This is a genomic window from Devosia naphthalenivorans (genome assembly GCF_003056355.1).
In the GTDB taxonomy this organism is placed as follows: domain Bacteria; phylum Pseudomonadota; class Alphaproteobacteria; order Rhizobiales; family Devosiaceae; genus Devosia; species Devosia naphthalenivorans.
The window spans coordinates 1-24,453 of the sequence record NZ_PYVW01000016.1 but is presented as its reverse complement, the minus strand read 5'-3'; the positions used below and the strand labels follow the sequence as shown (position 1 = coordinate 24,453).

General features: G+C 60.5%; 26 protein-coding genes. 9 read left to right on the top strand and 17 right to left on the bottom strand.

Features of this window, described 5'->3' with window-relative positions; all coding sequences use genetic code 11:
• Positions 1 to 2 precede the first annotated feature (2 nt).
• Positions 3 to 1,190, top strand: a complete 1,188-nt coding sequence (locus C8264_RS17355) for a COG3904 family protein (protein WP_108462251.1) — start codon at positions 3 to 5, stop codon at positions 1,188 to 1,190.
• Positions 1,191 to 1,301: 111 nt separating this feature from the next.
• Here C8264_RS17355 and C8264_RS17350 read toward each other — a convergent pair whose 3' ends face one another.
• The 4 genes from C8264_RS17350 to C8264_RS17335 all read right to left on the bottom strand — a co-directional run bounded on the left by C8264_RS17350 (position 1,302) and on the right by C8264_RS17335 (position 4,688).
• A complete protein-coding gene (locus tag C8264_RS17350) occupies positions 1,302 to 1,709 on the bottom strand; it encodes a hypothetical protein (protein WP_108462250.1) in 408 nt (135 codons plus the stop codon).
• Positions 1,693 to 2,181, bottom strand: a complete 489-nt coding sequence (locus C8264_RS17345) for a Panacea domain-containing protein (protein ID WP_108462249.1) — start codon at positions 2,179 to 2,181, stop codon at positions 1,693 to 1,695. The genes C8264_RS17350 and C8264_RS17345 overlap by 17 nt, the downstream gene beginning before the upstream one ends.
• Positions 2,182 to 2,957: 776 nt before the next feature.
• Positions 2,958 to 3,332 (bottom strand): hypothetical protein, encoded by a 375-nt coding sequence (locus tag C8264_RS17340; RefSeq protein ID WP_162783726.1) that lies wholly within the window; start codon positions 3,330 to 3,332, stop codon positions 2,958 to 2,960.
• Positions 3,333 to 3,392: 60 nt separating this feature from the next.
• Positions 3,393 to 4,688, bottom strand: coding sequence for a cell wall hydrolase (locus C8264_RS17335; RefSeq protein ID WP_162783725.1), 1,296 nt, complete (start codon positions 4,686 to 4,688; stop codon positions 3,393 to 3,395).
• Between the two features lie 25 nt (positions 4,689 to 4,713).
• Between C8264_RS17335 and C8264_RS17330 the strand changes: the two genes are divergently transcribed.
• Complete coding sequence (locus C8264_RS17330; RefSeq protein WP_162783724.1) at positions 4,714 to 4,998, top strand: DUF3379 domain-containing protein; 285 nt, start codon at positions 4,714 to 4,716, stop codon at positions 4,996 to 4,998.
• Here C8264_RS17330 and C8264_RS17325 read toward each other — a convergent pair.
• From C8264_RS17325 to C8264_RS17275, 13 genes are all read right to left on the bottom strand, one after another.
• Positions 4,982 to 6,886 carry a hypothetical protein gene (locus tag C8264_RS17325; protein ID WP_108462245.1) on the bottom strand — a complete coding sequence of 635 codons (1,905 nt, stop codon included), beginning with the start codon at positions 6,884 to 6,886 and terminating at the stop codon, positions 4,982 to 4,984. The two genes, C8264_RS17330 and C8264_RS17325, sit on opposite strands and share 17 nt — an antisense overlap.
• A gap of 128 nt (positions 6,887 to 7,014) precedes the next feature.
• On the bottom strand, positions 7,015 to 8,127 hold the full coding sequence (locus C8264_RS17320) for a hypothetical protein (RefSeq protein ID WP_108462244.1): 1,113 nt from the start codon (positions 8,125 to 8,127) through the stop codon (positions 7,015 to 7,017).
• A gap of 11 nt (positions 8,128 to 8,138) precedes the next feature.
• Positions 8,139 to 8,303, bottom strand: a complete 165-nt coding sequence (locus tag C8264_RS22250; RefSeq protein ID WP_162783722.1) for a hypothetical protein — start codon at positions 8,301 to 8,303, stop codon at positions 8,139 to 8,141.
• A 121-nt stretch (positions 8,304 to 8,424) separates the two neighbouring features.
• Positions 8,425 to 9,345 (bottom strand): DUF1376 domain-containing protein, encoded by a 921-nt coding sequence (locus C8264_RS17315; RefSeq protein ID WP_108462243.1) that lies wholly within the window; start codon positions 9,343 to 9,345, stop codon positions 8,425 to 8,427.
• Positions 9,346 to 9,347: 2 nt separating this feature from the next.
• Positions 9,348 to 10,769 carry a replicative DNA helicase gene (locus C8264_RS17310; RefSeq protein WP_108462242.1) on the bottom strand — a complete coding sequence of 474 codons (1,422 nt, stop codon included), beginning with the start codon at positions 10,767 to 10,769 and terminating at the stop codon, positions 9,348 to 9,350.
• Positions 10,766 to 10,942: a hypothetical protein gene (locus C8264_RS22245; protein ID WP_162783721.1), complete on the bottom strand. Its 177-nt coding sequence runs from the start codon at positions 10,940 to 10,942 to the stop codon at positions 10,766 to 10,768. Before C8264_RS22245 ends, C8264_RS17310 begins: the two co-directional genes overlap by 4 nt.
• Positions 10,939 to 11,295 carry a winged helix domain-containing protein gene (locus C8264_RS17305; RefSeq protein ID WP_425430694.1) on the bottom strand — a complete coding sequence of 119 codons (357 nt, stop codon included), beginning with the start codon at positions 11,293 to 11,295 and terminating at the stop codon, positions 10,939 to 10,941. Before C8264_RS17305 ends, C8264_RS22245 begins: the two co-directional genes overlap by 4 nt.
• A 17-nt stretch (positions 11,296 to 11,312) precedes the next feature.
• On the bottom strand, positions 11,313 to 11,498 hold the full coding sequence (locus C8264_RS17300) for a hypothetical protein (protein WP_108462241.1): 186 nt from the start codon (positions 11,496 to 11,498) through the stop codon (positions 11,313 to 11,315).
• Positions 11,499 to 11,556: 58 nt separating this feature from the next.
• Positions 11,557 to 11,781, bottom strand: coding sequence for a helix-turn-helix transcriptional regulator (locus tag C8264_RS17295; protein ID WP_108462240.1), 225 nt, complete (start codon positions 11,779 to 11,781; stop codon positions 11,557 to 11,559).
• Positions 11,782 to 11,894: 113 nt separating this feature from the next.
• Entirely contained in the window at positions 11,895 to 12,644 is a 750-nt protein-coding gene (locus C8264_RS17290) for a hypothetical protein (RefSeq protein WP_108462239.1), read from the bottom strand.
• Positions 12,645 to 12,730: 86 nt separating this feature from the next.
• On the bottom strand, positions 12,731 to 14,047 hold the full coding sequence (locus C8264_RS17285) for a tyrosine-type recombinase/integrase (RefSeq protein ID WP_108462238.1): 1,317 nt from the start codon (positions 14,045 to 14,047) through the stop codon (positions 12,731 to 12,733).
• 244 nt (positions 14,048 to 14,291) lie between these two features.
• A complete protein-coding gene (locus tag C8264_RS17280) occupies positions 14,292 to 16,256 on the bottom strand; it encodes a TadE/TadG family type IV pilus assembly protein (RefSeq protein WP_108462237.1) in 1,965 nt (654 codons plus the stop codon).
• Between the two features lie 18 nt (positions 16,257 to 16,274).
• The gene (locus C8264_RS17275) at positions 16,275 to 16,898 is read right to left on the bottom strand and encodes a L,D-transpeptidase (RefSeq protein WP_245893334.1); all 624 of its coding nucleotides are present in this window, start codon (positions 16,896 to 16,898) and stop codon (positions 16,275 to 16,277) included.
• Between the two features lie 186 nt (positions 16,899 to 17,084).
• Here C8264_RS17275 and C8264_RS17270 point away from each other — a divergent pair, with 186 nt between their 5' ends.
• The 7 genes from C8264_RS17270 to C8264_RS17240 all read left to right on the top strand — a co-directional run bounded on the left by C8264_RS17270 (position 17,085) and on the right by C8264_RS17240 (position 24,216).
• Positions 17,085 to 17,711, top strand: coding sequence for a DNA-3-methyladenine glycosylase I (locus C8264_RS17270; protein WP_108462236.1), 627 nt, complete (start codon positions 17,085 to 17,087; stop codon positions 17,709 to 17,711).
• 464 nt (positions 17,712 to 18,175) lie between these two features.
• Positions 18,176 to 18,436 (top strand): hypothetical protein, encoded by a 261-nt coding sequence (locus C8264_RS17265; protein WP_108462235.1) that lies wholly within the window; start codon positions 18,176 to 18,178, stop codon positions 18,434 to 18,436.
• A 257-nt stretch (positions 18,437 to 18,693) separates the two neighbouring features.
• Positions 18,694 to 20,190, top strand: a complete 1,497-nt coding sequence (hisS, locus tag C8264_RS17260; RefSeq protein WP_108462234.1) for a histidine--tRNA ligase — start codon at positions 18,694 to 18,696, stop codon at positions 20,188 to 20,190.
• Between the two features lie 172 nt (positions 20,191 to 20,362).
• Positions 20,363 to 21,427 (top strand): ATP phosphoribosyltransferase regulatory subunit, encoded by a 1,065-nt coding sequence (locus C8264_RS17255; RefSeq protein ID WP_162783720.1) that lies wholly within the window; start codon positions 20,363 to 20,365, stop codon positions 21,425 to 21,427.
• On the top strand, positions 21,424 to 22,131 hold the full coding sequence (gene hisG / locus C8264_RS17250; protein WP_108462232.1) for an ATP phosphoribosyltransferase: 708 nt from the start codon (positions 21,424 to 21,426) through the stop codon (positions 22,129 to 22,131). The genes C8264_RS17255 and hisG overlap by 4 nt, the downstream gene beginning before the upstream one ends.
• 139 nt (positions 22,132 to 22,270) lie before the next feature.
• Entirely contained in the window at positions 22,271 to 23,467 is a 1,197-nt protein-coding gene (locus tag C8264_RS17245; protein WP_245893333.1) for a glycosyltransferase family 2 protein, read from the top strand.
• Complete coding sequence (locus C8264_RS17240; protein WP_245893331.1) at positions 23,464 to 24,216, top strand: TSUP family transporter; 753 nt, start codon at positions 23,464 to 23,466, stop codon at positions 24,214 to 24,216. Before C8264_RS17245 ends, C8264_RS17240 begins: the two co-directional genes overlap by 4 nt.
• Positions 24,217 to 24,453 lie beyond the last annotated feature (237 nt).

The window sequence follows — 24,453 nt, the reverse complement described above, 5'->3', positions numbered from 1 at the left end:
GCATGCTCAAGGCGCTAGGAACTGTCGCAGTAGTTCTGGCCGCATCGACATTACCCGCCTGCGCGGAAATGCAGCGTTTCGGGTCCTTCGTTATCTATGATGACCACCCTGAGCTGCTCGCCTTGGTTGGTCCTATCCAGCAGAATGCTCCAATTGATTTGCGGCGGGCATTGCGGAAATTCCCCGATGTGAAGCTCTTGGCGCTGCATAGCGATGGGGGTGACGTGACTGCAGGGTTGCTGGTCGCCCAGGAAGTTTTCGACAGGGGAATCGACACTGTCATAAGCGAGGGCAGCGGCTGCTATTCTGCCTGCGCCTACATCTACTTCGCCGGTGAGAACCGGAGTGTAGAGGGTGAGCTTGGCGTCCATCAGATGGCCAATGCCGTGGGTGACCAATATTCCGTTCAAGTGGCTATATCGGACATGCTCGACACCCTGGCGGAATTCGACGTACCGCCAGTGGTGATTTCAGAAATGCTCAGGACGGCGCCGGAAGACATACGGGTTTACGACGCTGAGGAAGCCTCCAAACTGGGCCTCAACCGCACAGTCACTGCTGAAGTGACAAGCGAACCGGTGCAAATATTTGCCGCTCCGCCTCAAAGCGCACTCCTGCCACCTCCTTCGGTACCGAGTACCACGACATCTATTCCGGCAGACGTACCCTCGCCGGCAGCAATCTATCTCGCGGCAGGTGGACCGGATGGTGCGGTGCCGGTGTATGGTCATGTGTGGTGGACACGCACTGCCGATCCGGATGGCGGTGATATGGTTGTTGCCGAAGTGTCAGTCCCGCTTGCGTTTGCTACCTTGGAAGCAAAGGTGACGTGGCGCGACAATAAGGACGCCAGCCTGCCTGCTGATGCCATGCTGCACGTCAATTTCAGTTACGCCGGTCCAGGGTCACCGGATAGGGTTCGCAAATTGCCTGGCGTGCTGGCAAAAGCTGAACCTATGACAGTTGGACGGCCGATAGTCGGAGCGTCAGCGGTTGTCCAAGGCAGCGAATTTCTGTTCGCGCTATCGAGCCAAGACGCCGATATAACCGAGAACTCCATCTTACTGACCGAGCGCTACTTTGACTTAGCGCTGGTACTGGAGAGTGGGCGGAATGCCATCCTGACGCTTGAGAAGGACGATACAGCCACGGACATGTTTCGCGATGTTGTGGAGTCATGGGTGGAATAACAGGAGCTTGCGAGGCCTCAGCTAGTCGAACGTTCTGGCCCCTGTTGGCCAGCTAGTTGCGCAACGACATCCGGTGAGCTGCAATTGGGCTGGCTATTGGCAGCGGGCAGCCTAATGATCGTATGCACTGAAATCGTGGTCCAATAGCAGCACATAGAACACGCGGGCATCGCGATAGCCTATCATCGCCTTCTTGCCGTTGAAGCGGAGTGCCAGGATAGTGCTATCCTCTGTCACTGAGCTAGGGAGCTTTGTCTTCAACGACTTGCGGGCAATCGTCTCCGTCCCGGTGCCATGACGAGGCGCATTTCGGATATCGCGCCAGTTCATCTGAGACAGCAGAAAAAGCCGCTTCGCTAGAGCCGCCTGATCGTCACGTTCGCAGCAGTTCACACTGTACCCGGAACCGTCCTGCATCTTCTCAAATGAGAAGATGGGCGGCTGCGTGTCGGGGTTCTCTGACGCGCTGGAGCCTACGCTATTGGCGAACGGCTTCTTGCTATCACGCGGCCTTAACACGATAGGACTCGACGTACTCGCGGCTCACCTCATTGGCGAAGAACTCACGCAATTCGGACGTGGTGATCGTCTTATTCAAACGATGGTACGCGTCCAGCCACGGGCGCTCTTCGTGAGTCATGTTCCGCAACTTCCATGCGCTGTACTGGCCATAGAAATTGTACACGTCATCAAGGACCGAAAGGTCGTTCGCGTCAAACTGAGAGAAATCGAAGTCGTCCTTGGGAGGGATATTATCCGCCCCGTGCTGCGCAAAGCGCCGGTACTGAGAAGGAACTACAGGCCCATGCTGCCAAGCCTCAACTCCATCAGCAAACAGCGGGCAACGGTCATCCTCGCGAACGGCCGCGATCAATCCTGCTGCATAGTAGCAGAGCTTCTGCAGCTTCAAGTTTGAAATCAGGTCGCCAAACTCTGGATTTGAGCGGGCGATGAAGAAATCAGCGATGTCATCGGCGTGATAAGTGCGCATCGGTCCACCTTTGTGCGGACTTATACATCACAGACTGAACGGGCGGAATCCCTATTCGTTCAACTCAGACTTGGTGGCGCTGCTCCGCACTACCACATTCCCAACCTTCTCCACCCGCTGAATAGGTCCGCGCGGCTTTTCTTAAAGCCGCATAATGACCAAAAACAAAGGCCGGAAAAGGTCACTTGGAATCACTGTGCGGCAATGGCGAACAATCACGCAAGATCAACCAGCTTTTGGTTAACAGTTGTCACGCGATGACTGCCTCCGAAAATTACTCATCGGTGTGCTTCGGACATGGGCACTAGCCATTTTAGAATGGACTAAGCCGCTGTGATCAATAGCACTAAACCCGATTCTAAATGCGTAAAGTCGTTGATCTATAAGGGTTTGTGCAGCTGACTGGTGGGAAACAAGGAGCCGCTAACCTTTAGGGAGTGACAAAACCCCTCGTGGCTATTGATTTCGGGGAGTTTAATTAGGTTAAGCGCTTGTGAGCGCTGGTCTTTTGCATTTTAACTCCCCCCGAAGAGGATGGGGTCCTTAAGCATGCCGTTGGGACTCCCCTTGGGCCGCAAGGGCCGGCGTTATTTCGCGTTTGTTTATTGGGCAGGCGCACCGGCAAGCGTATCCGAGATTGACCCGTGGAGAGACCAGGGTCATGCCCTATGCAGTAGATTCCACTACTTTACTGGGGACACTGCCTCGCGAAAAGCGGAATTCGGGGCCTTAGCGCCGTCTCCCTATCTATTTCAGCCTACTTTAGACCGCGCGGGCTATTGCAGCACCTGTGCGTTAGTGCTGGGTATAAGTACCACGCCCCGGCTGGCCGCTTCCGCTCTTATCCGCGCACGCAGGTCATCTAGGATGTCGTGAAAGTCTGCATCGAGGTCTGAAGGGACTATGACTCCGGGGTGGCGCCTTGCTACCACCTGGGCCCGATCCATCATGGAGAGCGAAGCATGCAGGTTGGTATTGTTCACCTGCTTTAGGATTTCCGAATAGCGTTCCGGGTTCAATGCTCCCTGCGCGATTTCATACCGCCAAGACTCAAGGCTCGCGGGAACGCCAAGCCGTTCGGCCGACGCTGGGGAGAGATTAAGTCTACCGTCGCGGATAAGCGGCCCGCCATCTGCAGAATACACGTTCATGGGGTTCCGGGGTCCGTCACTCGCTGGGGGCATTGTCAGTCTCCATTGATCGGGAAGGCGTCAGAGGTGCCGGTCGTAATAGGTGCCGCCCGATGCGCTCTGGAAGCTGCCATCACCATTGCTGGTGTAGCGGTCCTGCTGGCCAGTGGCCTCTTTCCAGTATTCGCTGTTCTGCGTGGTGGTGTTCATCACGCCGTTCTTGCCCTGGATCATGAAGCCGCCATTGGCAGCTTGGCCGAGAACGGCGCCCACCGGAGGCTTCTGCGCTACGGGCGCGGGAGCGACTTGTTGAGCCCCCGGAGCGTATGCGCTCATCATGGTCAAACGTGGCGCGACCGGAGCCGCTTGGGCAATGGCTGTCATTGCAGCGTTGACCGGGAGCATGCCGGGTCCACCCATGCCAAAGCTGGGGCGCTGAAATGGGACGGGGGCGGTCCTGCCCGGTGCAGTGGCAAGCTGGGTGCCAACACCTACGCCGTTGCGCTGCGCCTGCATCGCCGCAGACTGCATAACCGGATAGCCAGCGAACTGCATGCCAGTGGATGGCTGGAGCCGGTCAGGCACGTTGGGCGCCCTGCCGCCCTGCGGGAATGCACCAAACGCCGATGGTTGCCGCGCTGTTTGCGGCGCTGCGCCGGACTGGCCGGCATAGGTCTGATTGCCGCCGATGCTGAGGGTTGCGATACGAGCCGCATCAGCAGCGGGATTGCCGGTGAGGGATTGTGTGCCGCCCCGATCATGCCCCGCATAGGTTTGGTTTGCACCTATCGAGAGCGCCGCACGGACAGCAGCGGAACCCATGGGATCATTCCGCGCCGTAACCGTGGGCTGCGCGCTGTTCATGCCCGTGCCAGCCCATGCCGGGATTTGCGGCGTTACCTGATTGCGCTGCGCAATGGCACCGGGGCCTATGGTCTGGGGGGTTGGAGCGGCGGCTGGATTCGCCGTGGATAGTCGAGTGCCGACGCCACGCCCGCCTGTGGATGAAAAGAAAGCGTGCCCGCCATATTCACCCGTTGGCGTCATGGAACTGGCCCAGTAGGGTTCTGAGATAGTGCCGGGAGCATAATAGTGGTCAGCCCCGCCCGTTGGGTCGCCGGGCTGCTGAGCGAGCTCGTAAGCGGCCCACGCAGCATCTCTGGCTTCTTGCTGGCGCTGAGCCTCACGCGCTGCTGGGCCGGGGTCCCAAAAGCCGGTGAATTGGTGCGGTTGGCGTACTACCTCACCCGGCGTTATGCCCCGGATATCGGATCGGTTGAGGATCGATTCTGCAATGCGGCGCATCCCCTCGGATCCTTCGCCGAAGCCTTCCGCAATGAGGGTGTCGATGATATCTTGCTTGTCTTGGTCAGCCACGGTGCGGCCTCGTGCGAGGTATAAGATGGCAGAACTGCCCATTGAACGGGCCGATGTAGTCGCGGTCTGCGTTTTCCCGAATGGGAAGAAGATGCTGCTGTTGAAGCAGCCGGCCTGGACGCGCTTTTACCTTGCAGCATGTGCTTTGTTTTTGATCGTCCTGGGGCTGGCCGCAACGAACTGGAACTGGGCAGCGCTTATCCTGGTCTTCGCGGGCGCAGGTCTTGCGTACGTGGTCGTCCTGATTTACCCCCAGGGTTTGCTGAACGATCCAGAGAAGCCCCACCACTGGCCTACCTCCCGCCCCTGAGCGCCTCAGCAATTGACTGAGTAGCAGGGCTGACTGCGCCCGGAACCAGCGCCGCGCCTACACGGGGATTCCGCGCAAGAGCCCGCCTTGTTGCCAGGCCGGATATCAGGTCCATTCCAGCGTCGGGGCTTTGGGTTAGAAGCTGGGCAATCTCGGCATAAATCTTGTCGGCAATCTGTTTCTTGCCCCGCGCATCCCTGCCGGTCAGTGCTTGAACTATGGACTGCGCAGCATTGAATGGCTTGCCTTGCTTTGCCTGGTTTACCGCTCCGTCTTCCACGTAGCTTCTAACGGTGTCATTGAGCGCCGTGCGGGCATAGGTCTTGGTGTTCGTAGAAGTGTTGGCCCGCAGCAGCAGGGAGCGGGAAGCCTCGTCCAATTTCTTGAATAGAGCGGAAGATGCGGCTTCATCGTCCATGAGCAACGCAATCTTTTCCCGCGCAGCACGGCTCGATAGGTCTTGAAGCGCTTTCCTTGCTTCACGCGCGTCCAGGTTGGGATCGGAGACAACCGCACGAACATTGGCCAGCGCCTCATCAATGTCTGAAGCTACGCCCTGCTTGGCGAACTGGCGCTGCGGACCCGTCATGCCTGAGATGATATCAGCCGCTTCGTCGCGGGCCATGGAAGGGCGCAGCAGGCTAGCACCGAATTCCAGGGCCTCTTTCTGCTGGAGCGGCGTTGCTGCCGTTTCCAAAGCCGTTGCATAAGCGGGAGCGGCCTCCTTGGTCGCGCTGCGGATATCGCGAGCCAGACCGGAATAAATCCGCCCTAAATCATCCATCTTGCCGAATGCACCTGTGCCCTCGGTCGAGTTGGCGACCTTGTTTAGCGCGCGGGTGATATAGTCCAGTTCGCGCACATCCGGCATGCGGTTGATAATAACCGAACCATCGTCCGCTATGCTGGCGAACATCTGCTGAGACTGAACGCCTTCGGCCTGCATCATCTTCTTCGCGGCATCAATGGCGCTGCTCGGAACACGAGTCACGAGCTGCTCGATATTCCGGCCGGCCTCGCTGGAGTAGTCAATCGGGCTTGAATAGGCGGCTTTGTAAGCTGCGTCTCTGGCCGGGGCGGTGCCGGTCCGCAGCCCCTGAGAAGTGGTATAGACGCCTCGGGGCTCCCCAAGGTTTTGTGCTAGAGCTTTAACGATGTCGTCATAGGAACCAGACGCGCGGGCCTCGATTGCTTCGGTGGCGATGCGCGAGCCGGGACCGCTGCTTTGGATGGCCGTATCCAACAGCGATGCCGTATTGGGGCCTGCGTCAGCCAGCATTGCGCGGGGGCCAGCCTGCGACATGTTAAGCCCGGCTTGGGTGCCGAGTGTGCCATCTGCCATCATAGCGTCTGTAAGGAGGTCAGCAGCGGGGCGAGAGATGCCCACGTCGCCAGCACTAGGGGCCATGCCGAGCGCTCTGCGTCCGGCTTCGCCTGCCTTGCTGAATGCAGCGCCGATGTGCGGAGCAGCAGCGCCGCCCGCCCCACCCAGAACAGCGCCTCCAAGACCGGTGAAGGCAGCTTCTTGTACGCTGTTGCCGCGTGCAAGACTGTCGGCACCTGAGACGGCCCCGCCAGTAAAGCCGCCGTTCACGACACGGGAGAACAGACCCTGCCCAGGCGCAACGCCGAAGGCCCTGGCGCCAGCGGCGGTCATACCGAGAGGGGCCATAGCAGCCACGCCGCCTGCAATCTGCCCTGCTGTGGACAGAACAGGGTTCTCGGCCTCGTATTGATCCTGACGGCCATATACGCGGTCTTTGATGGCCTGCGGGTCTTCGCCGGTCATCATTCCGGCGAGGCGCGTCGTTACCGCATCCACTGCGCCGGTATAGGCAGGGCCAAGAATGGGAATGCCGTTGACAACATCGCGGGAGAGACCCAGCAACGGATTCCATGCTTCGGGCTGTTGAGTGGCTCCCGGAGCCAAGGGGGCATCCTGCCACCTCGATGGGCTGGGGCTGGGGCTAGGGTTCACGGTCCCGGATGCAAGCGGGGCATCTCTCCACCCAGCCATTATGGTTTCACCCGGATTGAGCCGTCAGGCGCTTCGAAAGTCGCTCCCGATGGGATGGCTTCATATTCCGCATCGTTGGTGACAGGCAGCGGTGCGGTCTGTTCGCCAGTCTGCGGATTGAGGAACCTGTTCAGGTCAAAGCTGGGATCGAGAACGCCAATCTGGGGAACAGGGGCGACGATCCGGCTTGGGTCGTAACCGTATTGCTCAGCCAAACCGGAATAGCGCTCATTGGTATTTTCCTGGAGGCCGGAAGCACCCTCGAACAACTGGCTTGCTCGCGTGACGAAGTCCTTGCGGATTTCAGGTGCGAGGCGTTCACCGTTCAAGATACGGTTGTATTGCGACTGAATCTGCTCAGGAATAGAACCAGACGAAGCGGCAGTGGCGAACTCGCCCTCGCGAACTGTCGAGCCCGGATCGAGAACCTTCATGTAGTTAAAGATGAGCGCCAGGTCGCCCGCTGCTGACGGGTCGGTGGCGCTGTCCAGAACACGCTGGTAGGCTTGGGTTTGGAGCCCGTAATCCTTGACGGTGTTGATGCCGTTGTATTCGTTGCGGAGCTTGCTCTCGCCATCAACGTTCATCGCCGGAACCCCGCCCTCCATGCCAGGGGGCGAAATCCAGGTCCCGTCATTGGGGTTGTAGATAAGCCCGCCGCCCACGTTCATAAGCGACTGCTGATCGGCCTGCGGATTGCGCAGCGCGTCCAGCTGTGCCCGCTTGTACTCAAGGTCGAGCTGGTAGGAGGGATCCGACTGCTCCATCTTGTTGCCCAACAGTGCCTGCGCAACCGATGCCTGCGCCTTGTTCTGTTGAACCCATGGATTGCTCAGGGCCGCGATGATCTGATCCATGGATGAACTTGGGCCAATGCCTGCAAAGGCAGCATTCCCGGCCTCGATGCCTTGCTGCTCTGCCTGGGTGGCTGAATGATTGAGGACAGCTCCCGCCAGGCCTGAACTTGCCTGCCCAAGAAAGCCCCAAAAACCCTTCCCCTGGGGCTCAGCCTTAAGCAAACCTTCCGCGACCTTGCGCTCGCGTTCAATCTCGCCTGGGCTGCGAAGCTTTCCGTCTTGCCAGGTGAACATTGGTGCAATCGGGGAAACCATGGCATGCGCTCCTATGCAGCCGACTGTTCAATAACAGCAGCTAATCCAGTGCGAACGAGATGGGCGACCGTGACTCCCTGCTTTGCGGCAATCTCGTGTGCCTTCTGCTTCAAGTCCGCAGGCATGGCCACAAGCAGGTGCTGGTTTAAGGGTTGACGGCGTGGGTTGGTCTGCATGGCAGTAATCCATAGCTGAACAATATCACCTCAGAATAGGCCATTGTTCGTTATTAGGCAACTGTTGATGGCCAGTCGTTCACTTAATCGATCCAATCTGCCTTTTTAACCTTTGTTTATTCTATGCCGCCCTGTTCTCGGCCCACCCTCTTCCATCGCCTGGAAGCAGCAGGTCAGCAGGCACCCGGCAACCCTGCGCACCCGGCGCAGGCCCCCAGTGCGCGGGGAACCACTCATGGCGGTTTCGCGCATGTCCAAGGCGCTTGCGCCACTGCTCCGGTGTTTCAAGCTCCGTCACGGTGGCGCCGCCCATCGTCTCGAACATGCGGCCGCTCAAGTAACCCTGGACATGCTTCACCGCCCGATCAGGATGGCGCTTGAGCAGAGCGGCGTAGGAGGGGAGCGAGGCCATGGCCTGGGCTTGGTGCTCAGTCGATAGCTTCTGCCACGCCTTGAACCCGTTGAGCTTGGATTGGCCTTCAGTTGATGGATAGGCTTTCCAGAAGGCTTCGTATGGACCGGTGTAGCCGTTGCCTTTTCGCTTACCCGACTTTGTGCGCCCAGGGTCCGCAACCGAAGGTTCGGACAAAGAAGATACGTTAGTATCTTCTCTTACTGTGGGTGTGGGTGTGGGGGCATCGCTCCGGCATGCTTCCGGCATATGCTCCGGCATACCTTCCGGCATTGCCACGGCATCACCTTTTGTCTTTGTTTTCCAACGGCTTGCAGCTTTATCCCTCTGCGAACGGCTTTTTTCAGCCACATAAGACCGCTCGTCAGTGAGTCTTGATTGCGTCCATTCTTTTTTTCGTCCGTCGAGTTTCCAGAACGTCATTATGGTGTCGCGGTTGAGCGCCCAACGGTCCCCGCTCATGCAAGCTAAGCGGGCAAGCATCTCATCATCATCGGGCAGTGAGCAGGACGGCCGGCGCCAGGCCTCCATAAGCAGCAGAAGGTAGGCCCCATGCTGCTCCGCTGACAGGTGGCGGGTGTCGGATAGATAAGCGTCGGTCCAGAGGGGAAGAGCGGGGAATTGTGCCATGATCAATAGCTCCTGGCCGCGTTCCGAACGGCGGAACATGCAACATCAATGTGGAGGTCAATGGTTGTGCAAGGGCCGTTACGCTGCTTGGCAATCGCCAGCTCGCCCTTGTTACGGCAAGCATCGAGGTCCGCTTGCCAGTCTATGCGCTTATCTGGATCGGCCGGCTCTGCGCGCTCCAGATAGTAGGCTTGCCGGTGCAGAAACATAACCGCATCAGCATCCTGTTCGATATTCCCACTGTCCCGAAGATCCGAGAGAACCGGCCGCTTATCTTCCCGCTGCTCAACCTGACGCGACAGCTGGGAAAGCAGGACAACAGCAAGGTCGTATTCACGCGCCAAGGCCTTGAGCCCATCGGTGATTTCACCAACCTCATTGTTGCGGTTTCCTGCATACCGGGCCGAAGGCTTCACCTTGCCGAGGTGGTCGATGATCAGCATGCCCAGCGGTGCCCCCCGGTCCTGAGCATCCTCAAGCATGGTTTCCGTCTTCGCCCTGATCTCGGCAATGGTGAGCCCGCTGGCGTCGTCCAGCAGGATTGGCAGCTCGACATACTTCTCCAGAGCCAGCGCAGCCGCTTCCTCCTGCTCGTCTGTGAGATGGCCTGCAATCAGATCCTGGTACGGGACACGGTATCGCTCAGCATGGGCAATGTCGCTGATCATGCGAGCCGCCAGTTTGGCATTGTCCATTTCGAGGCTGAACACTCCGACGCCCACGCCGCTGGCAGCAGCATGGCGAGCAATGGAAGTGCCCAAGGTCGTCTTGCCCATAGAAGGCCGTGCGCCAATCAGGATCAGGTCACGGCGCTGCAGTCCGCCGGTTGCCCGGTCGAGGTCGATAAGGCCGCTGGTGACGCCTGTAAGGCCTTTGCGGTGCTTGGCCTCGATGGAAGCCGTGAGTGCCGCCTGTGCCGCCTCTGCGAACGTCTGGCGGGTGTTGGCCTTGCCGCCCGAGTTGCGCAGATGCGAAGCCAGTTCATCCACTCGGGATACCAGTGCGCGAGCAAGCTCAGCCGGATTGGTCGAGGGATCCGCCGCAACATGTGCAAGGGCCTCGGCTTCTGCCTTGAGACCTAGCCTCGCCCATTGGCTCACCACCGCCTTGGCGCCGCCCTTGGTGTTGCGGGCATCGAAAGGTGTGCTGGTAACCATGCCTGCCAGATAGCTGCCGAGAGGCGTGCCGGTGCGTTCGGCAAAGCCTTGCACGAAGTCAGCCGATGCGAGCTTGAAGACGGTCGGCATGGTGGCGGTGCCGTACTGCTCCTGCGCAGCGCACGCCAGCCGGTAGATTTCAGCGTGTGCTGGCTCGATGAAATGCTCTGGCGTGAGCCGCGCCAGGGTGCCCCGATGGTCGCCGGCAGACAGGATAGCACCAAGAAGGTTCTGCTCGATTTCAGGAACGAATCCGCTCTCGGTCATTTACCCAGCCTCCGCTTGGCTTCCGCAATGGCGCGGACAGCATCAGCAAAGGACAGGCCATACTGTTCCCGAAGCTGTTTGGTCAGGGGAGCGCCTGCAACGGCGCTCTCCCAATTTGCAGCCAGCCAAGTGGCGGCGATGTTGATGGCGTTAGAGACGGTTTCGCGCGTCATGCTGCGGCGCTCCCAAAGTAGGCGTTGCCGAACTCCCGTCGCCCCTCTGGGCTGTTCAGGTATTCCCGCAGGTTGCCGCCAAGAACCGAAACTTGGTCGCGCAGCACATAGCGAGCATGGCTCCCTGCGAAGCTTCCACCATGGTTCTCGTCAATTGTCTCGACGTTGAACCCCTGAGCCCGTAGGCGGAACACATAGTCGCTCCACCTCGGCGCCGGTCGGGTGATGGGGGTGCAACCGGTCTCGCCCGCTCGGATCAACGAGAGCAGAGCCCACCCCACGCGACCGATAACAGTGGTGGTGCGCACGACTTCACCATTGCGGCGAATGATGCAGTCGAACTTGGGTTTGATTGGCTTAAGGGCTTCGGTCATTTCACCACCCCGCAGCCAATCCCGGCAATCTCAGCCAGCGCGTTGCAGGTTTCGACAGGGCGGAGCGTGCGCCGATAGACAAGTTTGCCGCCGCTGGTGAGGCCGTTCGGGATTGCGGGAGGGCCAAATTTAGGCAAGCCGGTATTGTTGCCCGCCGAGGCGGGTTCGTGGTATTGCTGCATTGTGATGAATTCCTATTGAGGCCCTGGCGGTGTTGAGCCCGCTGGGGCTTTTCCTTGCCTAGGCGGCGATGCTGCGATTGTGGCCGGTGTTGGTGCGGATGCGGGCAGCTACAAAAGCTTGCAGGTCTTCCACCCGGTAGCGCACGGCGCGGCCCATGGCGACGTACGGCGGGCAGTTGATGCCGCTGACACGAGCCTTCTCAAGAGCAGACGTTGAAAGGTTTAGGTATTCGGCTGCCTGCTTGGTATTGAGCAGGACATGTGCGGGGGCTCCGGTAGTCATTCGCTCTTGCTCCTTTCTAGGTTGATCCAGTTGCGAGGAGTAGGATGCGGTTGCTGGTCGCATTTAGATATGATGGACCGGCAAAATTCGTATCTGGGGGGTTCGTCCCATATTCACCAGTCGGGGTAATAGGGGATCATTGGTTTGGGCGGCAGAGAAGCTATGGCCTTAGATAGGCTGGCTGCGAAAGGGGCCTCTTTAACACCGGTGGCGTCCTCCCAAGCTATCTCCAAAAACGCCGTAAAGGCGTTTGCTGCTCCCTTGCTGGAGCTTGGACGCTTGCCGTAAAACGTGAGCCAAGCCTCTGCCCAAATCGTTGCGAATGCAGCTCGCTCAACTTGGCCAAAGTTGACAATTCTACTAGCCACCTCTTTATGTTTGATATGTGCAGCAGAGGAAACCCTCCGTGCAGCATCCAGCCCGGCCAGCAGGGCGGCAGCTAAGTTGTCTCCTTCAATGCGTTGCTGCTCAGTAGCGATATTCGGCATTTCGATTCGCCGGATTTGGCGCGCAGGTGATAGCAAGTCCAAGATGGGCGCTGCGTTGCTCGTGTGATGCTTTCCATACGCCATGTAGTTGGTGAGTTCGGTTATTGCGCGAACTGCCTTTTGAGCTACTCGCTCGGTGCTTTTCCAATCCTCAGCGTGCTCAGGATATTGGCGCACAGTTCCGGCATCCATGGCTGCACGGATCGCCACTTCCATAGCGCGGCGTCCGAATCCAACTACACCTTCCAGCGCCCCCATAGGCATCAGATTGCCTCTTGAAAACTCGTGATTAAGAAAGGCCAAGACCCTGGGCAGTTCTGCCGCGTCAATATCGTTGGGATCGATCAAAAAGGGCTGTTCAGCCGGAATAACCATCGCTTCACCTCGCGAGCACCATGAGGAGCGCAGGGCAACTGCTGGTGAGGCGGCTTTCGACTGGCCGGTCTAGCCCTGCGCAACTGTTAGCCCTTCCGGGCGTCTTTCAGCGGAACCACATTGTTGGGCTGACGTTCGGAGTGGCCGAGAGCCCGCAAAAGGTCCGCGCCAATTGTTTCGGTCGCGCGCCGTAGCGGATCCACTTGCAAGTGCGCGTAGCGTTCTGTCGTGGAAGCCTTGGTGTGACCGAGCAGCTTGCCGACAATCGGAAGGCCCATACCGCCACCGACGCCGAAAGTCGCGAAGTTGTGGCGCAAATCGTTAATTCGCAAATCTTCGAGCTGGGCGTGGCGCTTGATGCTGGCCCAAGGCTTCTTGATGTCGGGTCTGGGCTTTTCTTCGGGCGTTCCGGCGCTGTCGCTGGCAATCACATACTTGCCGATGCGCTCCAGACCGGTCAGCACTTCAAGAGCAGGGGCGTTCAGGACAATGACCTTTACCCCGGTAAGGCGTCGGGTCTTGTGCTTCGGCAGTAGCAGGACGCCGCGCGCAAGGTCGACTTGCTTCCACTCAAGATTGAGGATTTCGCGGAGGCGGGCGCCAGTGAACATGAGCAGACGGAGCGCGCCGACGACATGCGGGCTAAAGACCGTCACCCGCTTATCAGCCTTTGCCAGGTGCTTGCTGGTCGGCTTCTCAACATCCCAAGGAATGCCAGTGGTTTCAGCAAGCCGAAGGGCATCGGCAAGACGGAGCAATTCGTCTGGCTCAAGCGGGCGCTCCCTGCCTTGCTCTTCGAACTTCTCAATGTCGTCGGCAGGGTTGTGGCCTTTGGGTACTAAGCCGACGCTTGCCGATCCGGCCCAATTATAAAAGGCGCTGATGCAGGACAAGATGCGGTTGGCCTGGAAAGGGGTGTGGCTCCAATCGTCATGAAGCCTTGCCACCTTGGAATGGGGCAGGGTCTTTGCCTTGAGATTGCCCAGCGCTGGAATGATGATCCGGTCCAGCAGGTCGCGGTAATGCTCATGGGTGCCGTCGCTGCGCTTCGCTTTGACATGGGAACTAAGCCAAAGGCTGGCCACTTCCTCGACTGTCGCAGCCTTCCGCGCATCCGACTTAGACTCCATCGGGTCGCCACCGGTCGCCACCAGTGCGCGCAGCCGTTCGGCTTCCTTGCGGGCTTGGTCTGCGGTTAGGTCCGTCGCCTTGCCGATGGTATAGCGGCGCTTTGCCAGTGCCCGTCCGCCTTCGCCAGGCCGATACTCATATATAAATGACTTGGCACCGGTCGGCATCACTCGAAGGCCAAAGCCCGTGATCAAGCTATCGAAGACTATATAGCGGCTGTCGCGCGGCTCAGCGGCATCGACAACGCGTTTTGTGATTTTCTGTCCTGCCATAGCTTCCTACCGAAACAGCCATTTCGGAAATCGGGTCGCCACCGGGTCGCCACCACTTATGGGAACTCGGTGAAACACCATGCAAGAACGTATCAGGAAACGCGCACCACATCAACGGGTTGAGGTGGTGCTGTCCACCGATGTAAAACAGGAAGCGACGCGGCCCCTCAGATTGTGGATCTAGAGGTCCTCGGTTCGATCCCGAGAGGTGGTACCAATTTTTCAGGCAGTAGTTGGTTTTCCGCTAGCGTGTTAAGCGCAGAGACGAGAGGTTTTCTCCGATCGAGGCGAAAACCGAAGACAGGTCGGCGCCAGTGGTGGCATCGAAGGCAAATCCTGGCTCGCTGGCGCATTTCGTCATGATCTCTTTAGCCTGCGCTATGCCGCCCACGTCGAAGGCCACCGTGTAAACGCGAATCCGTTCTGCGTGCATTGCGGCGCATAGCGCCTTAGCCTGGGTAAATGCATCGCCGTTCGGCGAATTGCAGTTGATCTTATTGCCCTCGTTTCCGCTGCCAGATCCAGAATCTTTGGCGATGACGCCATTGCAGTAGGACGTGTTGAAAGCGCCGTCCGTCATAATCACCACAGCCTTGATGACGTTTTTGGTGTCGCCCACTGCCGGTTGGCTGGCAGCAGGCCAGGGGCCCTTGAAGTTTGCAGACACCATGTACCAACCCCAGCCGATGCCGATGTGACCAGCGGTGGAGCCCGTTGCAGTAAGATCGTTCGCCAAGTCGTGCAGGATGGTCTTGTTATCAGTAAGCGGCTGAACCTCGGTGGAAAGGCAGGGATTGTTGTCGGAAGAGTAGTTGCGGCCCAAATAGCTTACTGTCGGTGGCAGGTCTTTGGCGTGGGAAGGGCGCTCCGTTACGCAGGTGCTGATTTCCTGTCGGCGTCCATCGCCCTGCTTGTTTACGTAATAAAGATGCTGGCATCCCGGCAGCACACAGGAAACGGTGCCGCCCGTACCTGGCAGCGTGCCGTAGTTCCGGCCGTTGCTTGGCGCGGTATCCGGCAACGAAAAATTGTTCGTGTTGGCGTTCTTTATCTGCCAGACGATAAACCGATCATCGAACTCAGACGTATTGTTGTCGATCCAATTATAGTTGTTATTGCTGCTATAATTGCGCAAGCTTGTTCCTTGGATGTAAGCGTAGTCGTCAGTCTTCAAGCCGTGGTTAGCTGATGTGACGACTAAGTCGCATGTCGCAATCTGGCATTCGGCCACCGTGCCGTTAATATTGGTGTTGGTGTTTGAGCTCGCTACAACGCCCGAGAGTTGAAAGCTGGATGTGCTGCTTACCAAAGATACGGTGAGAACTTTGCCATCCACCGCAGACAAGCCAGTTCCGGACACGAAGACCCTATCGTTTACCGTCAAGCTGTGCGGCTTTGAGGTCGTAAAGGTCAGCGGCTTATTCTTGTCGCCATAGAAGTTGCTAATGGACCTTGCGCTGTTCGCCACCGCCCAATTGATATTGCTAATCCCGGTGGGCGCTATGACTGGCCCGCGTATCGCGGGTGCATAGGTTTCCCCTACATTCACGGCAACCGAATAGGGTACAATGGCCATTTTGGAGTAACTCGGAGTTTGCTCCGGCTTCACGACGATGTCGATCAACTGATTCAGCGCAGTCCTGAGCGCACTGATTTTGGTCTCATACCCGCCTTTGCCATTAGGGACCGTATCCGTCATCGACCCGGTGACGTCCACCACAACGGCTACTTCGACGTCCAGCGAGCCGCGCACGGCCTCCGAAAATATGTTCGCGCTCAGTTCGGTTACACCAACCAGACTGACAAACATGGTGGGCACTGTCAGCTCGCCGGTAAAACTCAGCAAGCCGAGTTTCGTATCTACCTGGGCATCGTTGATTTCCGAGGCGGTCCGGGTGTCGCCAATGCGGTCTCTGACCAGTGCGGCGGCACGAACGATCAACTCGCTCTTGGGGGTGGTGTAGATCTCCTGCTGCAACGCCAGAGCCGCGGCATCAAGCGCGATTTGCGCCCGGCTACGCGCCTGTTGCAGCGCCACATAGTCCACCACCGCGCCACTGAGCGCGACGAGGACAATGGCCATGACCCCGAAGATCACGGCAAACGCGCCACCTTCATCGTGCGCAAAGCGCCTTAACAATTTGTGCAAGTGACGCATGACGCCGTCGACCCATGGAAACCCGCCCCCGATGCGGAGCCCGGGCGTCATTGTGCTAGATAATCCTTATCAAAGGACGACGACTTTGGTGTTGATTTTTACCCGCACGTAAAGGTCAACGACGTCTTCGTTCGTCATGCGGATGCAGCCCGACGAAACGTTCTGCCCGATGCTCCATGGCTCGGTGGTGCCGTGAATGCGATACAGTGTCGAGCCGATATAGAGCGCTCGTGCTCCCAGCGGATTGTCCAGCCCGCCTTTCATGTGCCGGGGCAGGTCGGGCCGGCGGCGCAGCATTTCGGCGGGCGGCGTCCAGCTTGGCCATTCCGCCTTGCGCGTCACGCGATGCGTGCCGTTCCATTCAAAACCGGATTTGGCGACGCCGATGCCGTAGCGCAGCGCGCGTCCATCCCCGAGCACGAAATACAGGAAATGCGCTGATGTATCGACCACGATGGTGCCGCTGCGCTCATGCGTGTCATAACGCACCACCTGGCGCAGGAACACCGGATCGACGTGCAGATTAGCCTGCAGCGCCAGCCCGTGCCGCGGCCGGTTGGGCGGCACGACGGTGATTCCCGGCGGTGGCTGAAAGCGCCAGCCGGGCTGCAGCCCCTGTGCCTGCGCCGAAATCACGCTCGCCGCCAACAACACGAGCGCCATGGCACTCCGCACCACCACACCAGGTTTCATCGCAACCGCCTCGCTTTGCTTGCTGCCTCAGGGCCAGCTTTGGCGGGCAGTCTGCGCCTGGAATTGGCAAAAAGCGGTGAAGCGGATTGGTTAAGCCATTGGCGAGGCTGATGGTTATTGCGGCACTAAGATTGCGCTGTTGCTTGCCCTCGGTTAAGCCTGCGAGGCCGCAGGGAGCGATCAGCCATGACATCTAGCGAACCAGCACCAGACGCTTTGCCGCGCTGCCCCTGGGCGGGCGATGATCCCCTCTACCGGCACTATCACGACCATGAATGGGGCCGCCCCGCGACTTCGGACACCAGGCTCTTCGAAAAAATCTGCCTTGAAGGCTTCCAGTCCGGTCTCTCCTGGATCACCATCCTGCGCAAGCGGGAACGCTTCCGTCAGGTCTTTCACGGCTTCGATATTCCCAAGGTCGCCGCCATGACCGAGACCGATATCGAGATCCTGCTGGGCGACGTCGGCATCATCCGCCACCGTGGCAAGATCGCCGCCACCATCAACAACGCCAAGCGTGCACTGGTTCTGCAGGAGGAGTTCGGCTCGCTCGCCGCCTATTTCTGGCGCTTCGAAACCCGCCCGGAGCATCGCCCCAACGATCTGAGCTGGGAAAACCTGCGCCGTCTGGCCCAGACCGAAGCCTCCGTCGCCCTCAGCAAGGACCTGCGCAAACGCGGCTTCTCCTTTGTTGGTCCCACCACCTGCTATGCCTTCATGCAGGCCATGGGCCTGGTCAACGACCACGTCGAAGGATGCTTCTGTCGCGATGAAGTTGAAGCAGAGCGCGCGGCCCTGATCCGGCCCGCCTAAATCTTTCACCTATGAGGCATGGGCGTCCTGCGCCGCTGTTTCTAGTCGACACCCTCCCCCTTGCGGGGAGGGATCAAGGGTGGGGGGACGCTTAGCCCCGATATTGCCTCCACCCCCAACCCCCTGTTGCCTTCGTGCCACAACCAACCCCGTCTGCGACATCCCGCCACATCTGCTCTTGCGGATCACGGAAACGAGAGCTAGAAAACACCCGTCCACAAACGCCAACCTGAGGGAGGCACCGCATGACAGCCATGTTCGTTTCGCCCCAGGGCCTCAAAATGCGACATCTCGTACAAGCCTAAGTCCCTGTACCCCGTCGCCCTCCGGCAGTTTCTGCCGTGGACACTACCTAGCTACCAACCGTGATGTGCTGAAATCGGGTCGCCCTGCGCTCTGATTCCGCCCCATCCATCCCCACCGCAACCAGAGGCCGGCCGCACGCCACGCGTCCGGAAATCATCATGTCCTACAATACCCTTCCCGAGGGCAGCGTCGTTCTGCGCCTTGAATTCTCCATCGCCGACGCCGTGCACCAGCGCGGTCTGGTGTCCGTCCTCGGGGCGGCAATCAGCGCCTGGTGGAACCGCCCGCGGATGCCTGCCCATCTGCCCGCCTACCTGCGGGACGATCTGGGCCTGCCACCCGCCGCAAGCCCGGCTCACTGGCTCGACATCCCGGTCAACCAGACCATCCCGCCCCCCTTGCGGAGACCCGGGATGTAAAAGCTCGGAGGCCAGGAGAAATCCCGGCCTCCTTCCCTAAGCCGCCCACTGCCCCACCCGGCCCTGAGAGGAGAGAGCCTGCCCTCGGGCGTCGACCCGAGGGTCGGCACGTTGCGCCGGGTGAGGGGTTCACTCTCGGTGCTCAAGCCGGGAACCCTCACCACCCCTCTCCCTGAGAGTCAGGGAACGCCGCCTGCAACGTGTTGTTTTGACCGCCTCTATCCGCTAACAACGGCGCGACTTCCAAGGACGATCCGATGACCGAAAAGACCAAGCTGATCGCCCCGCGTCTGCCGCGTGGGTTCGAGGACCGCACGCCCGGCGAGATCGCCGCTGTCGGCGCCATGATCGACACCATCCGCAAGGTCTATGAGCGCTACGGGTTCGATCCCGTTGAAACGCCTCTTCTGGAACTGACCGAAACCCTTGGCAAATTCCTGCCCGATACCGATCGGCCCAATGCCGGCGTCTTTTCCCTGCAGGATGACGACGAGCAGTGGATGAGCCTGCGCTACGACCTGACCGCGCCGCTCGCCCGCTACTTCGCCGAGAATTTCGAAACCCTGCCCAAGCCTTATCGCTCCTATCGGCAGGGTTATGTGTTCCGCAACGAGAAGCCCGGCCCCGGCCGCTTCCGCCAGTTCATGCAGTTCGACGCCGATACCGTCGGCGCTGGTGGCCCCGAAGCCGACGCCGAAATGTGCATGATGATGGCCGATGTCATGGACGCGCTGGGCCTTGCGGGCCAGTACGTCGTGCGCGTCAACAACCGCAAAGTGCTCGATGGCGTTCTCGCCACTGCCGGCGTCACCACCGATGCGCAAAAGCTCACCGTGCTTCGGGCCATCGACAAGCTGGACAAGTTCGGGACAGAAGGCGTCAAGCTCCTGCTCGGCGCCGGTCGCAAGGACGAAAGCGGCGATTTCACCAAGGGCGCCGGCCTGTCCCCCGAACAGATCGATCCCATCCTCGCCTATGTCGAAAGCGGCATTCCCGCCAATGGCGTCGAACCGGGCAGCAACGCCCATGTCGTGTCGACAATCAACGCGCTCGCCGGTCTTATCGGCGGCTCCGAAACCGGCCTTGCCGGTGTGCAGGAACTAGCCTCCATCTTCGGCCTCGTCAGCGCCGCAGGTTTCGGTGGCCGCGTTATCCTCGACCCCTCGGTCGTTCGTGGCCTCGAATATTACACCGGTCCGGTCTTCGAGATCGAACTGACCTTCAAGGTGCAAAACGAAAAAGGCCAGGATGTCGTCTTCGGCTCCGTTGGCGGCGGTGGCCGCTATGATGGTCTCGTCTCCCGCTTCCGCCGCGAACCAGTTCCGGCAACCGGCTTCTCCATCGGCGTGTCCCGCCTCGCCAACGCCCTCAAACTCACCGGCAATCTCGGCACCACCGAACCGGTCGGCCCCGTCGTCGTCCTCGTCATGGACAAGGACCAGATGGCCGGCTACCAAGCCATGGTATCCGAACTCCGCAATGCGGGCATTCGCGCCGAAATGTTCCTGGGCAACACCAAGAACTTCGGCAAGCAGGTCGCCTACGCCGACAAGCGCAACGCCCCCGCCGTCATCATCGAAGGCTCCCAGGAGCGCGATCAGGGCATCCTGCAGGTAAAGGACCTGATAGCTGGAAAACAGGCCGCCGCCGCCATCACCGACAACGCCGAATGGAAAGCCGCCCGCCCCGGCCAGTTCGAAATCAAGCGCGAAGACCTCGTCAGCGCGGTGCAAAAACTGCTGAGCGAGCAATGAGTCTCCTCTCCATCCACAATCACGATGTCATTCCGGCGCAGGCCGGAATCCATCCCGAGATCACGCCACGGCCACAAGGTAGTGCAGCCGTCACCATCTCAGGATGGACCCCGGCCTGCGCCGGCGCGACACCGAGTTTGGGGAGAGCAATTTGCACCAAGGGCGCTACCCCATGACCGGCGCCGCCCTCCGCCGTGCCAATCTCGAATCCCTCGTGGAAGCCCAGGGCGCCACGCGCGCCACGCCGCCCCTGCTGCTCTCCGCCGATCCATATTTCGATCTCGCCGGCGAAGAATTCGGCCGCCGCCTCCTGCTCACCACCGACGCGACCGGCGCGGAGCACTGCCTGCGCCCCGATTTCACCCTGCCGATCGTCCAGTCCTATATCGCCGATGGGGTAGGGCGCCCCGCCGCTTTTTCCTATATGGGCCCCATCTTCCGTCAGCGCGAAATCGGCCCCGCCGAGTTCGACCAGGCCGGCATCGAACTCCTCGCCCAGCCCAATGGCGATATTGCGCTCGATCAGGTGCTGACCTTCGCCCGTGCGGCTCTCTCCATTTTCGGCGTCGTGCCCCATGTCCGCCTGGGCGGCGTGGGCCTCTTCGAGGCACTGCTGGTCCAGGCCGACATGCCCGACGCCTGGCGTCCGCGCATCCGCAATCGCTTCGGCCACACCGAGGCGCTTGACCGCCTGCTGACCCGCCTCGAGGCCGCGCCGGACATGCCGCGCGAGCAACAGCCCAGCCGTGACGCCCTGATCGAGGACATCACGGCGCAAATGGTTGCCGCCGGCCTCAGCCTCTCGGAAGGTCGTACGCCCGAGGAAATCGCCGACCGTTACCTGGAGCAACAGGCACTGGATGCTGCGCATGTGCCCGCAGCAACGCTGAAGCTGCTGCGTGACTACCTCGCTATTTCTGGTCCCGTGCTGCAGGCTCTGACCCAGATCGAGGCGCTCGCCAGCCGGCACCGGCTGATGCTCGGCGCGCCCATCCGCGCCATCCGCCGTCACCTCAATGGCCTGGGCGAAGCGCGTGTGACTTTCGACGCCAGCTTTTCGCCGCGCCTCGATTATTACACCGGCATCGTCTTCGAAATGACTGGTGCCAACGGACAGGTCCTGGCGTCCGGCGGCCAATATGATCGCCTGCTGGAACGTCTCGGCGCCACGGCACCGATCGCTGCATCCGGCTGCTCGGTCTGGGTCGATCGGCTCGAAGCGGAGGTCGCACAATGACCGGCATCACCCTCGCCGTCCCCTCCAAGGGTCGCCTCGAAGAACTCACCCGCGAATGGTTCTCGCAAAACGGCATGACCATCACCCGCCCCGGCGGCGCGCGCTCCTATCTCGGCGCCGTCGAAGGCATGCCCGAAGTCACCGTGCGCTTCTTCCCGGCCTCCGAAATCGCGCGCGAACTCATCCGCGGCACCATCGATATCGGCGTCACCGGCCGCGATCTCATCCACGAAACCAGCGAACATGGCCCAAGCGCCGTTTCCTTCGCCAAGCCGCTGGGCTTCGGCAATGCCGATGTTGTCGTCGCCGTCCCGGATTCGTGGATCGACGTCACCCACATGCACGATTTGGCCGACGTCGCGTCGGACTTCCGCGCCCGCCACGGCCGCTGGATGCGCATCGCCACCAAATACATCACCATCACCCGCCAGCATTTCGCCAAGGCCGGCATCGCCGAATACCGCACCGTCGAAAGCCTCGGCGCCACCGAAGCCGCGCCGGCCTCTGGCGTTGCCGATATCGTGGTCGACATCACCACCACCGGCTCCACTCTCGCCGCCAACGGCCTGCGTGTCCTTGAAGACGGCGTGATGCTGCAAAGCGAAGCCTGTCTCATCGTATCGCGCACGGCCGATCGTTCGGCCGACAGTCAGACCCAACTCGAAACCTTCCTCGCCAAGCTCGGCACCACCGCCCACATCTGACCTCTAATCCGTCAGTCAACTCCCTCCCCCTCTGCGGGGAGGGATCAAGGGTGGGGGGCGACTGGCCCCGATCTCGTGCCCCCAACCATTGCCACCCCCGCCAAATCACGGCACAAGTGCCCATCCGGCGGGGGGCAAATTGGCGGAAGAACTCGAACTCACCATTTTGATGCCGTGCCTCGACGAGGCCGAAACGCTCGCCCTCTGCATCACCAAGGCCCGCAGCTTCCTCGATCGTACCGGCATTGCCGGCGAAATCCTCATCGCCGATAACGGGTCCACCGATGGCTCGCGCGAAATCGCCATAGCCAACGGCGCCCGCGTGGTCCCAGTCCCCGAGCGCGGCTATGGCGCAGCGCTGGGCGGCGGCATTACAGCGGCGCGCGGCCGCTTCGTCATCATGGCCGATGCCGATGACAGTTACGATTTCTCCCGGCTCGACGCCTTCATCGCCGCCCTGCGCGATGGCGCCGACCTCGTCATGGGCAACCGCTTCCAGGGCGGCATAGCGCCCGGCGCCATGCCCTGGCACCACCGCTATATCGGCAACCCGGCCCTGAGCTTCGCCGGCCGCCTGTTTTTCCGCACCCCGATCGGCGATTTTCACTGCGGCCTGCGCGGCTTCCGGCGCGACGCCATCCGCGCCCTGAAACTGCGCACATCGGGCATGGAATTTGCCTCCGAAATGGTGGTCAAGGCCACGCTCGCCGGCCTCGACGTGCGCGAAGTGCCCACCACCCTCGCCAAGGACGGCCGCTCACGCCCGCCGCATTTGCGGTCCTTCCGCGACGGCTGGCGCCATCTGCGCTTCCTCCTGCTGTTCTCCCCGCGCTGGCTGTTCCTCTATCCCGGCATAGCCTTGCTTTGGGTGGGCCTCGTCGTCGGCGCCATCCTGCTTCCCGGCCCCGTGCGCTATGGCCACGTGGTGCTCGACGTACACACCTTCCTTGTGGCCTCGCTCTGCGTCATCGTTGGCCTGCAGTCGATATCCTTCGCCATCATCAGCCGCCGCTTCGCCTCCCGCTATGGCTTCATTCCGCGCTCCGGCAGTTATGATCGCATCCTTGAAGCCATCACGCTCGAGCGCGTCCTGCTGGTGGCGTTCGCGCTGATGCTGATCGGCTTTGCGGCCCTGCTTTGGGGCCTCAATCAATGGGCAATCCGCGATTTCGGCGTGCTCAATCTCACCAGCACCATGCGCGCCGCAATCCTCGCCATGACCTTCCTTGTGTGTGGCGTCCAGTTGATGATGAGCGGCTTCATGTCCTCCATCATCAATATCCCCATCTACGAGCGCCGGGTCCCCGACGCGCCGAACGAGCAGGCTAAACTGTGATCGTCGATCCCCTGATTCTCCTCGCGCTGGCCGGCGTCGGCATGCTGGCAGGCTTTGTCGATGCGGTCGCCGGCGGCGGCGGCATGATCGGCATTCCCGCCTTGTTGTTCGTGGGGCTGCCGCCGGTCTCGGCGCTGGCGACCAACAAGCTGCAGGGTGTCGTGGGCACGGCGATGGCAGCCGTCACCTTCTGGCGGCGCGGTTATGTCTCGCTCCGCTCGCTTCTGCCCGCCATCGCGCTCACCTTCGGCGGCAGCCTGATCGGCGCCCTCGTCGTCAAGCGTATCGATATCAGCCTGCTCGAAATTGCCGTGCCCATCGCGCTGATCGGCATCGCGCTGTATTTTCTGTTTTCGCCCAGCCTGTCGGACGCCGACCGTACCGCGCGCCTGCCGTTCGCCCTTGCCGTTCCGGCCATCGGCTTTGTGCTGGGTTTCTACGACGGCATTTTCGGCCCCGGCACCGGCTCGTTCTTCACCATCTGTTTCGTGACGCTGCTGGGCCTGGGCGTCACCCGCGCCTCGGGCCACACAAAGGTGCTCAATTTCACCTCGAACCTGGCCGCGCTCGTCATCTTCATTCCGGCCGGCGACGTGGTCTGGCCTGCAGCCATCGCCATGGCCCTGGGCCAACTGGTCGGCGGCTATGCCGGCGCCCGCGCCGGCATCCGCTTCGGGGCCAAACTCATCCGCCCGCTGGTCGTCGTCATTTCCATCAGCATGGCGATAAAGCTGCTGTTCTTCCCCTGAAGCCGGGAGTGTCTACCTTGGACGTTTGCCGTCCTTTTCGCTTCCACCGCGTCATTCCGGCGAAAGCGGGAAGGTGGACTCACGTTTGAAGTGCAACACGGTTAGAGAAGCTGGAGAAGACCTCATTTGGGGTTTGGAAGTCGAGACATTTTCGCGGGGTGTTGTTGTAGAGGGCGACAATGGTTTGCAGGTGCTCGTCGGTGATGGTTGCCAGATCGGATTTTCGCGGCAGCCTGC

Bases quoted from the DNA above. Each gene is read 5' to 3' on its own strand.
- C8264_RS17255 (WP_162783720.1), top strand. From the start codon at position 20,363: ATGACCGGCGCCGCCCTCCGCCGTGCCAATCTCGAATCCCTCGTGGAA.
- C8264_RS17275 (WP_245893334.1), bottom strand. From the start codon at position 16,898: ATGAAACCTGGTGTGGTGGTGCGGAGTGCCATGGCGCTCGTGTTGTTG.
- C8264_RS17270 (WP_108462236.1), top strand. From the start codon at position 17,085: ATGACATCTAGCGAACCAGCACCAGACGCTTTGCCGCGCTGCCCCTGG.
- C8264_RS17285 (WP_108462238.1), bottom strand. From the start codon at position 14,047: ATGGCAGGACAGAAAATCACAAAACGCGTTGTCGATGCCGCTGAGCCG.
- hisS (WP_108462234.1), top strand. From the start codon at position 18,694: ATGACCGAAAAGACCAAGCTGATCGCCCCGCGTCTGCCGCGTGGGTTC.
- C8264_RS17320 (WP_108462244.1), bottom strand. From the start codon at position 8,127: ATGGTTTCCCCGATTGCACCAATGTTCACCTGGCAAGACGGAAAGCTT.
- C8264_RS22250 (WP_162783722.1), bottom strand. From the start codon at position 8,303: ATGCAGACCAACCCACGCCGTCAACCCTTAAACCAGCACCTGCTTGTG.
- C8264_RS17295 (WP_108462240.1), bottom strand. From the start codon at position 11,781: ATGACTACCGGAGCCCCCGCACATGTCCTGCTCAATACCAAGCAGGCA.
- C8264_RS17330 (WP_162783724.1), top strand. From the start codon at position 4,714: ATGGCAGAACTGCCCATTGAACGGGCCGATGTAGTCGCGGTCTGCGTT.
- C8264_RS17265 (WP_108462235.1), top strand. From the start codon at position 18,176: ATGTCCTACAATACCCTTCCCGAGGGCAGCGTCGTTCTGCGCCTTGAA.
- C8264_RS17310 (WP_108462242.1), bottom strand. From the start codon at position 10,769: ATGACCGAGAGCGGATTCGTTCCTGAAATCGAGCAGAACCTTCTTGGT.
- C8264_RS17355 (WP_108462251.1), top strand. From the start codon at position 3: ATGCTCAAGGCGCTAGGAACTGTCGCAGTAGTTCTGGCCGCATCGACA.
- C8264_RS17290 (WP_108462239.1), bottom strand. From the start codon at position 12,644: ATGGTTATTCCGGCTGAACAGCCCTTTTTGATCGATCCCAACGATATT.
- C8264_RS22245 (WP_162783721.1), bottom strand. From the start codon at position 10,942: ATGACGCGCGAAACCGTCTCTAACGCCATCAACATCGCCGCCACTTGG.
- C8264_RS17345 (WP_108462249.1), bottom strand. From the start codon at position 2,181: ATGCGCACTTATCACGCCGATGACATCGCTGATTTCTTCATCGCCCGC.
- hisG (WP_108462232.1), top strand. From the start codon at position 21,424: ATGACCGGCATCACCCTCGCCGTCCCCTCCAAGGGTCGCCTCGAAGAA.
- C8264_RS17300 (WP_108462241.1), bottom strand. From the start codon at position 11,498: ATGCAGCAATACCACGAACCCGCCTCGGCGGGCAACAATACCGGCTTG.
- C8264_RS17340 (WP_162783726.1), bottom strand. From the start codon at position 3,332: ATGAACGTGTATTCTGCAGATGGCGGGCCGCTTATCCGCGACGGTAGA.
- C8264_RS17315 (WP_108462243.1), bottom strand. From the start codon at position 9,345: ATGGCACAATTCCCCGCTCTTCCCCTCTGGACCGACGCTTATCTATCC.
- C8264_RS17280 (WP_108462237.1), bottom strand. From the start codon at position 16,256: ATGACGCCCGGGCTCCGCATCGGGGGCGGGTTTCCATGGGTCGACGGC.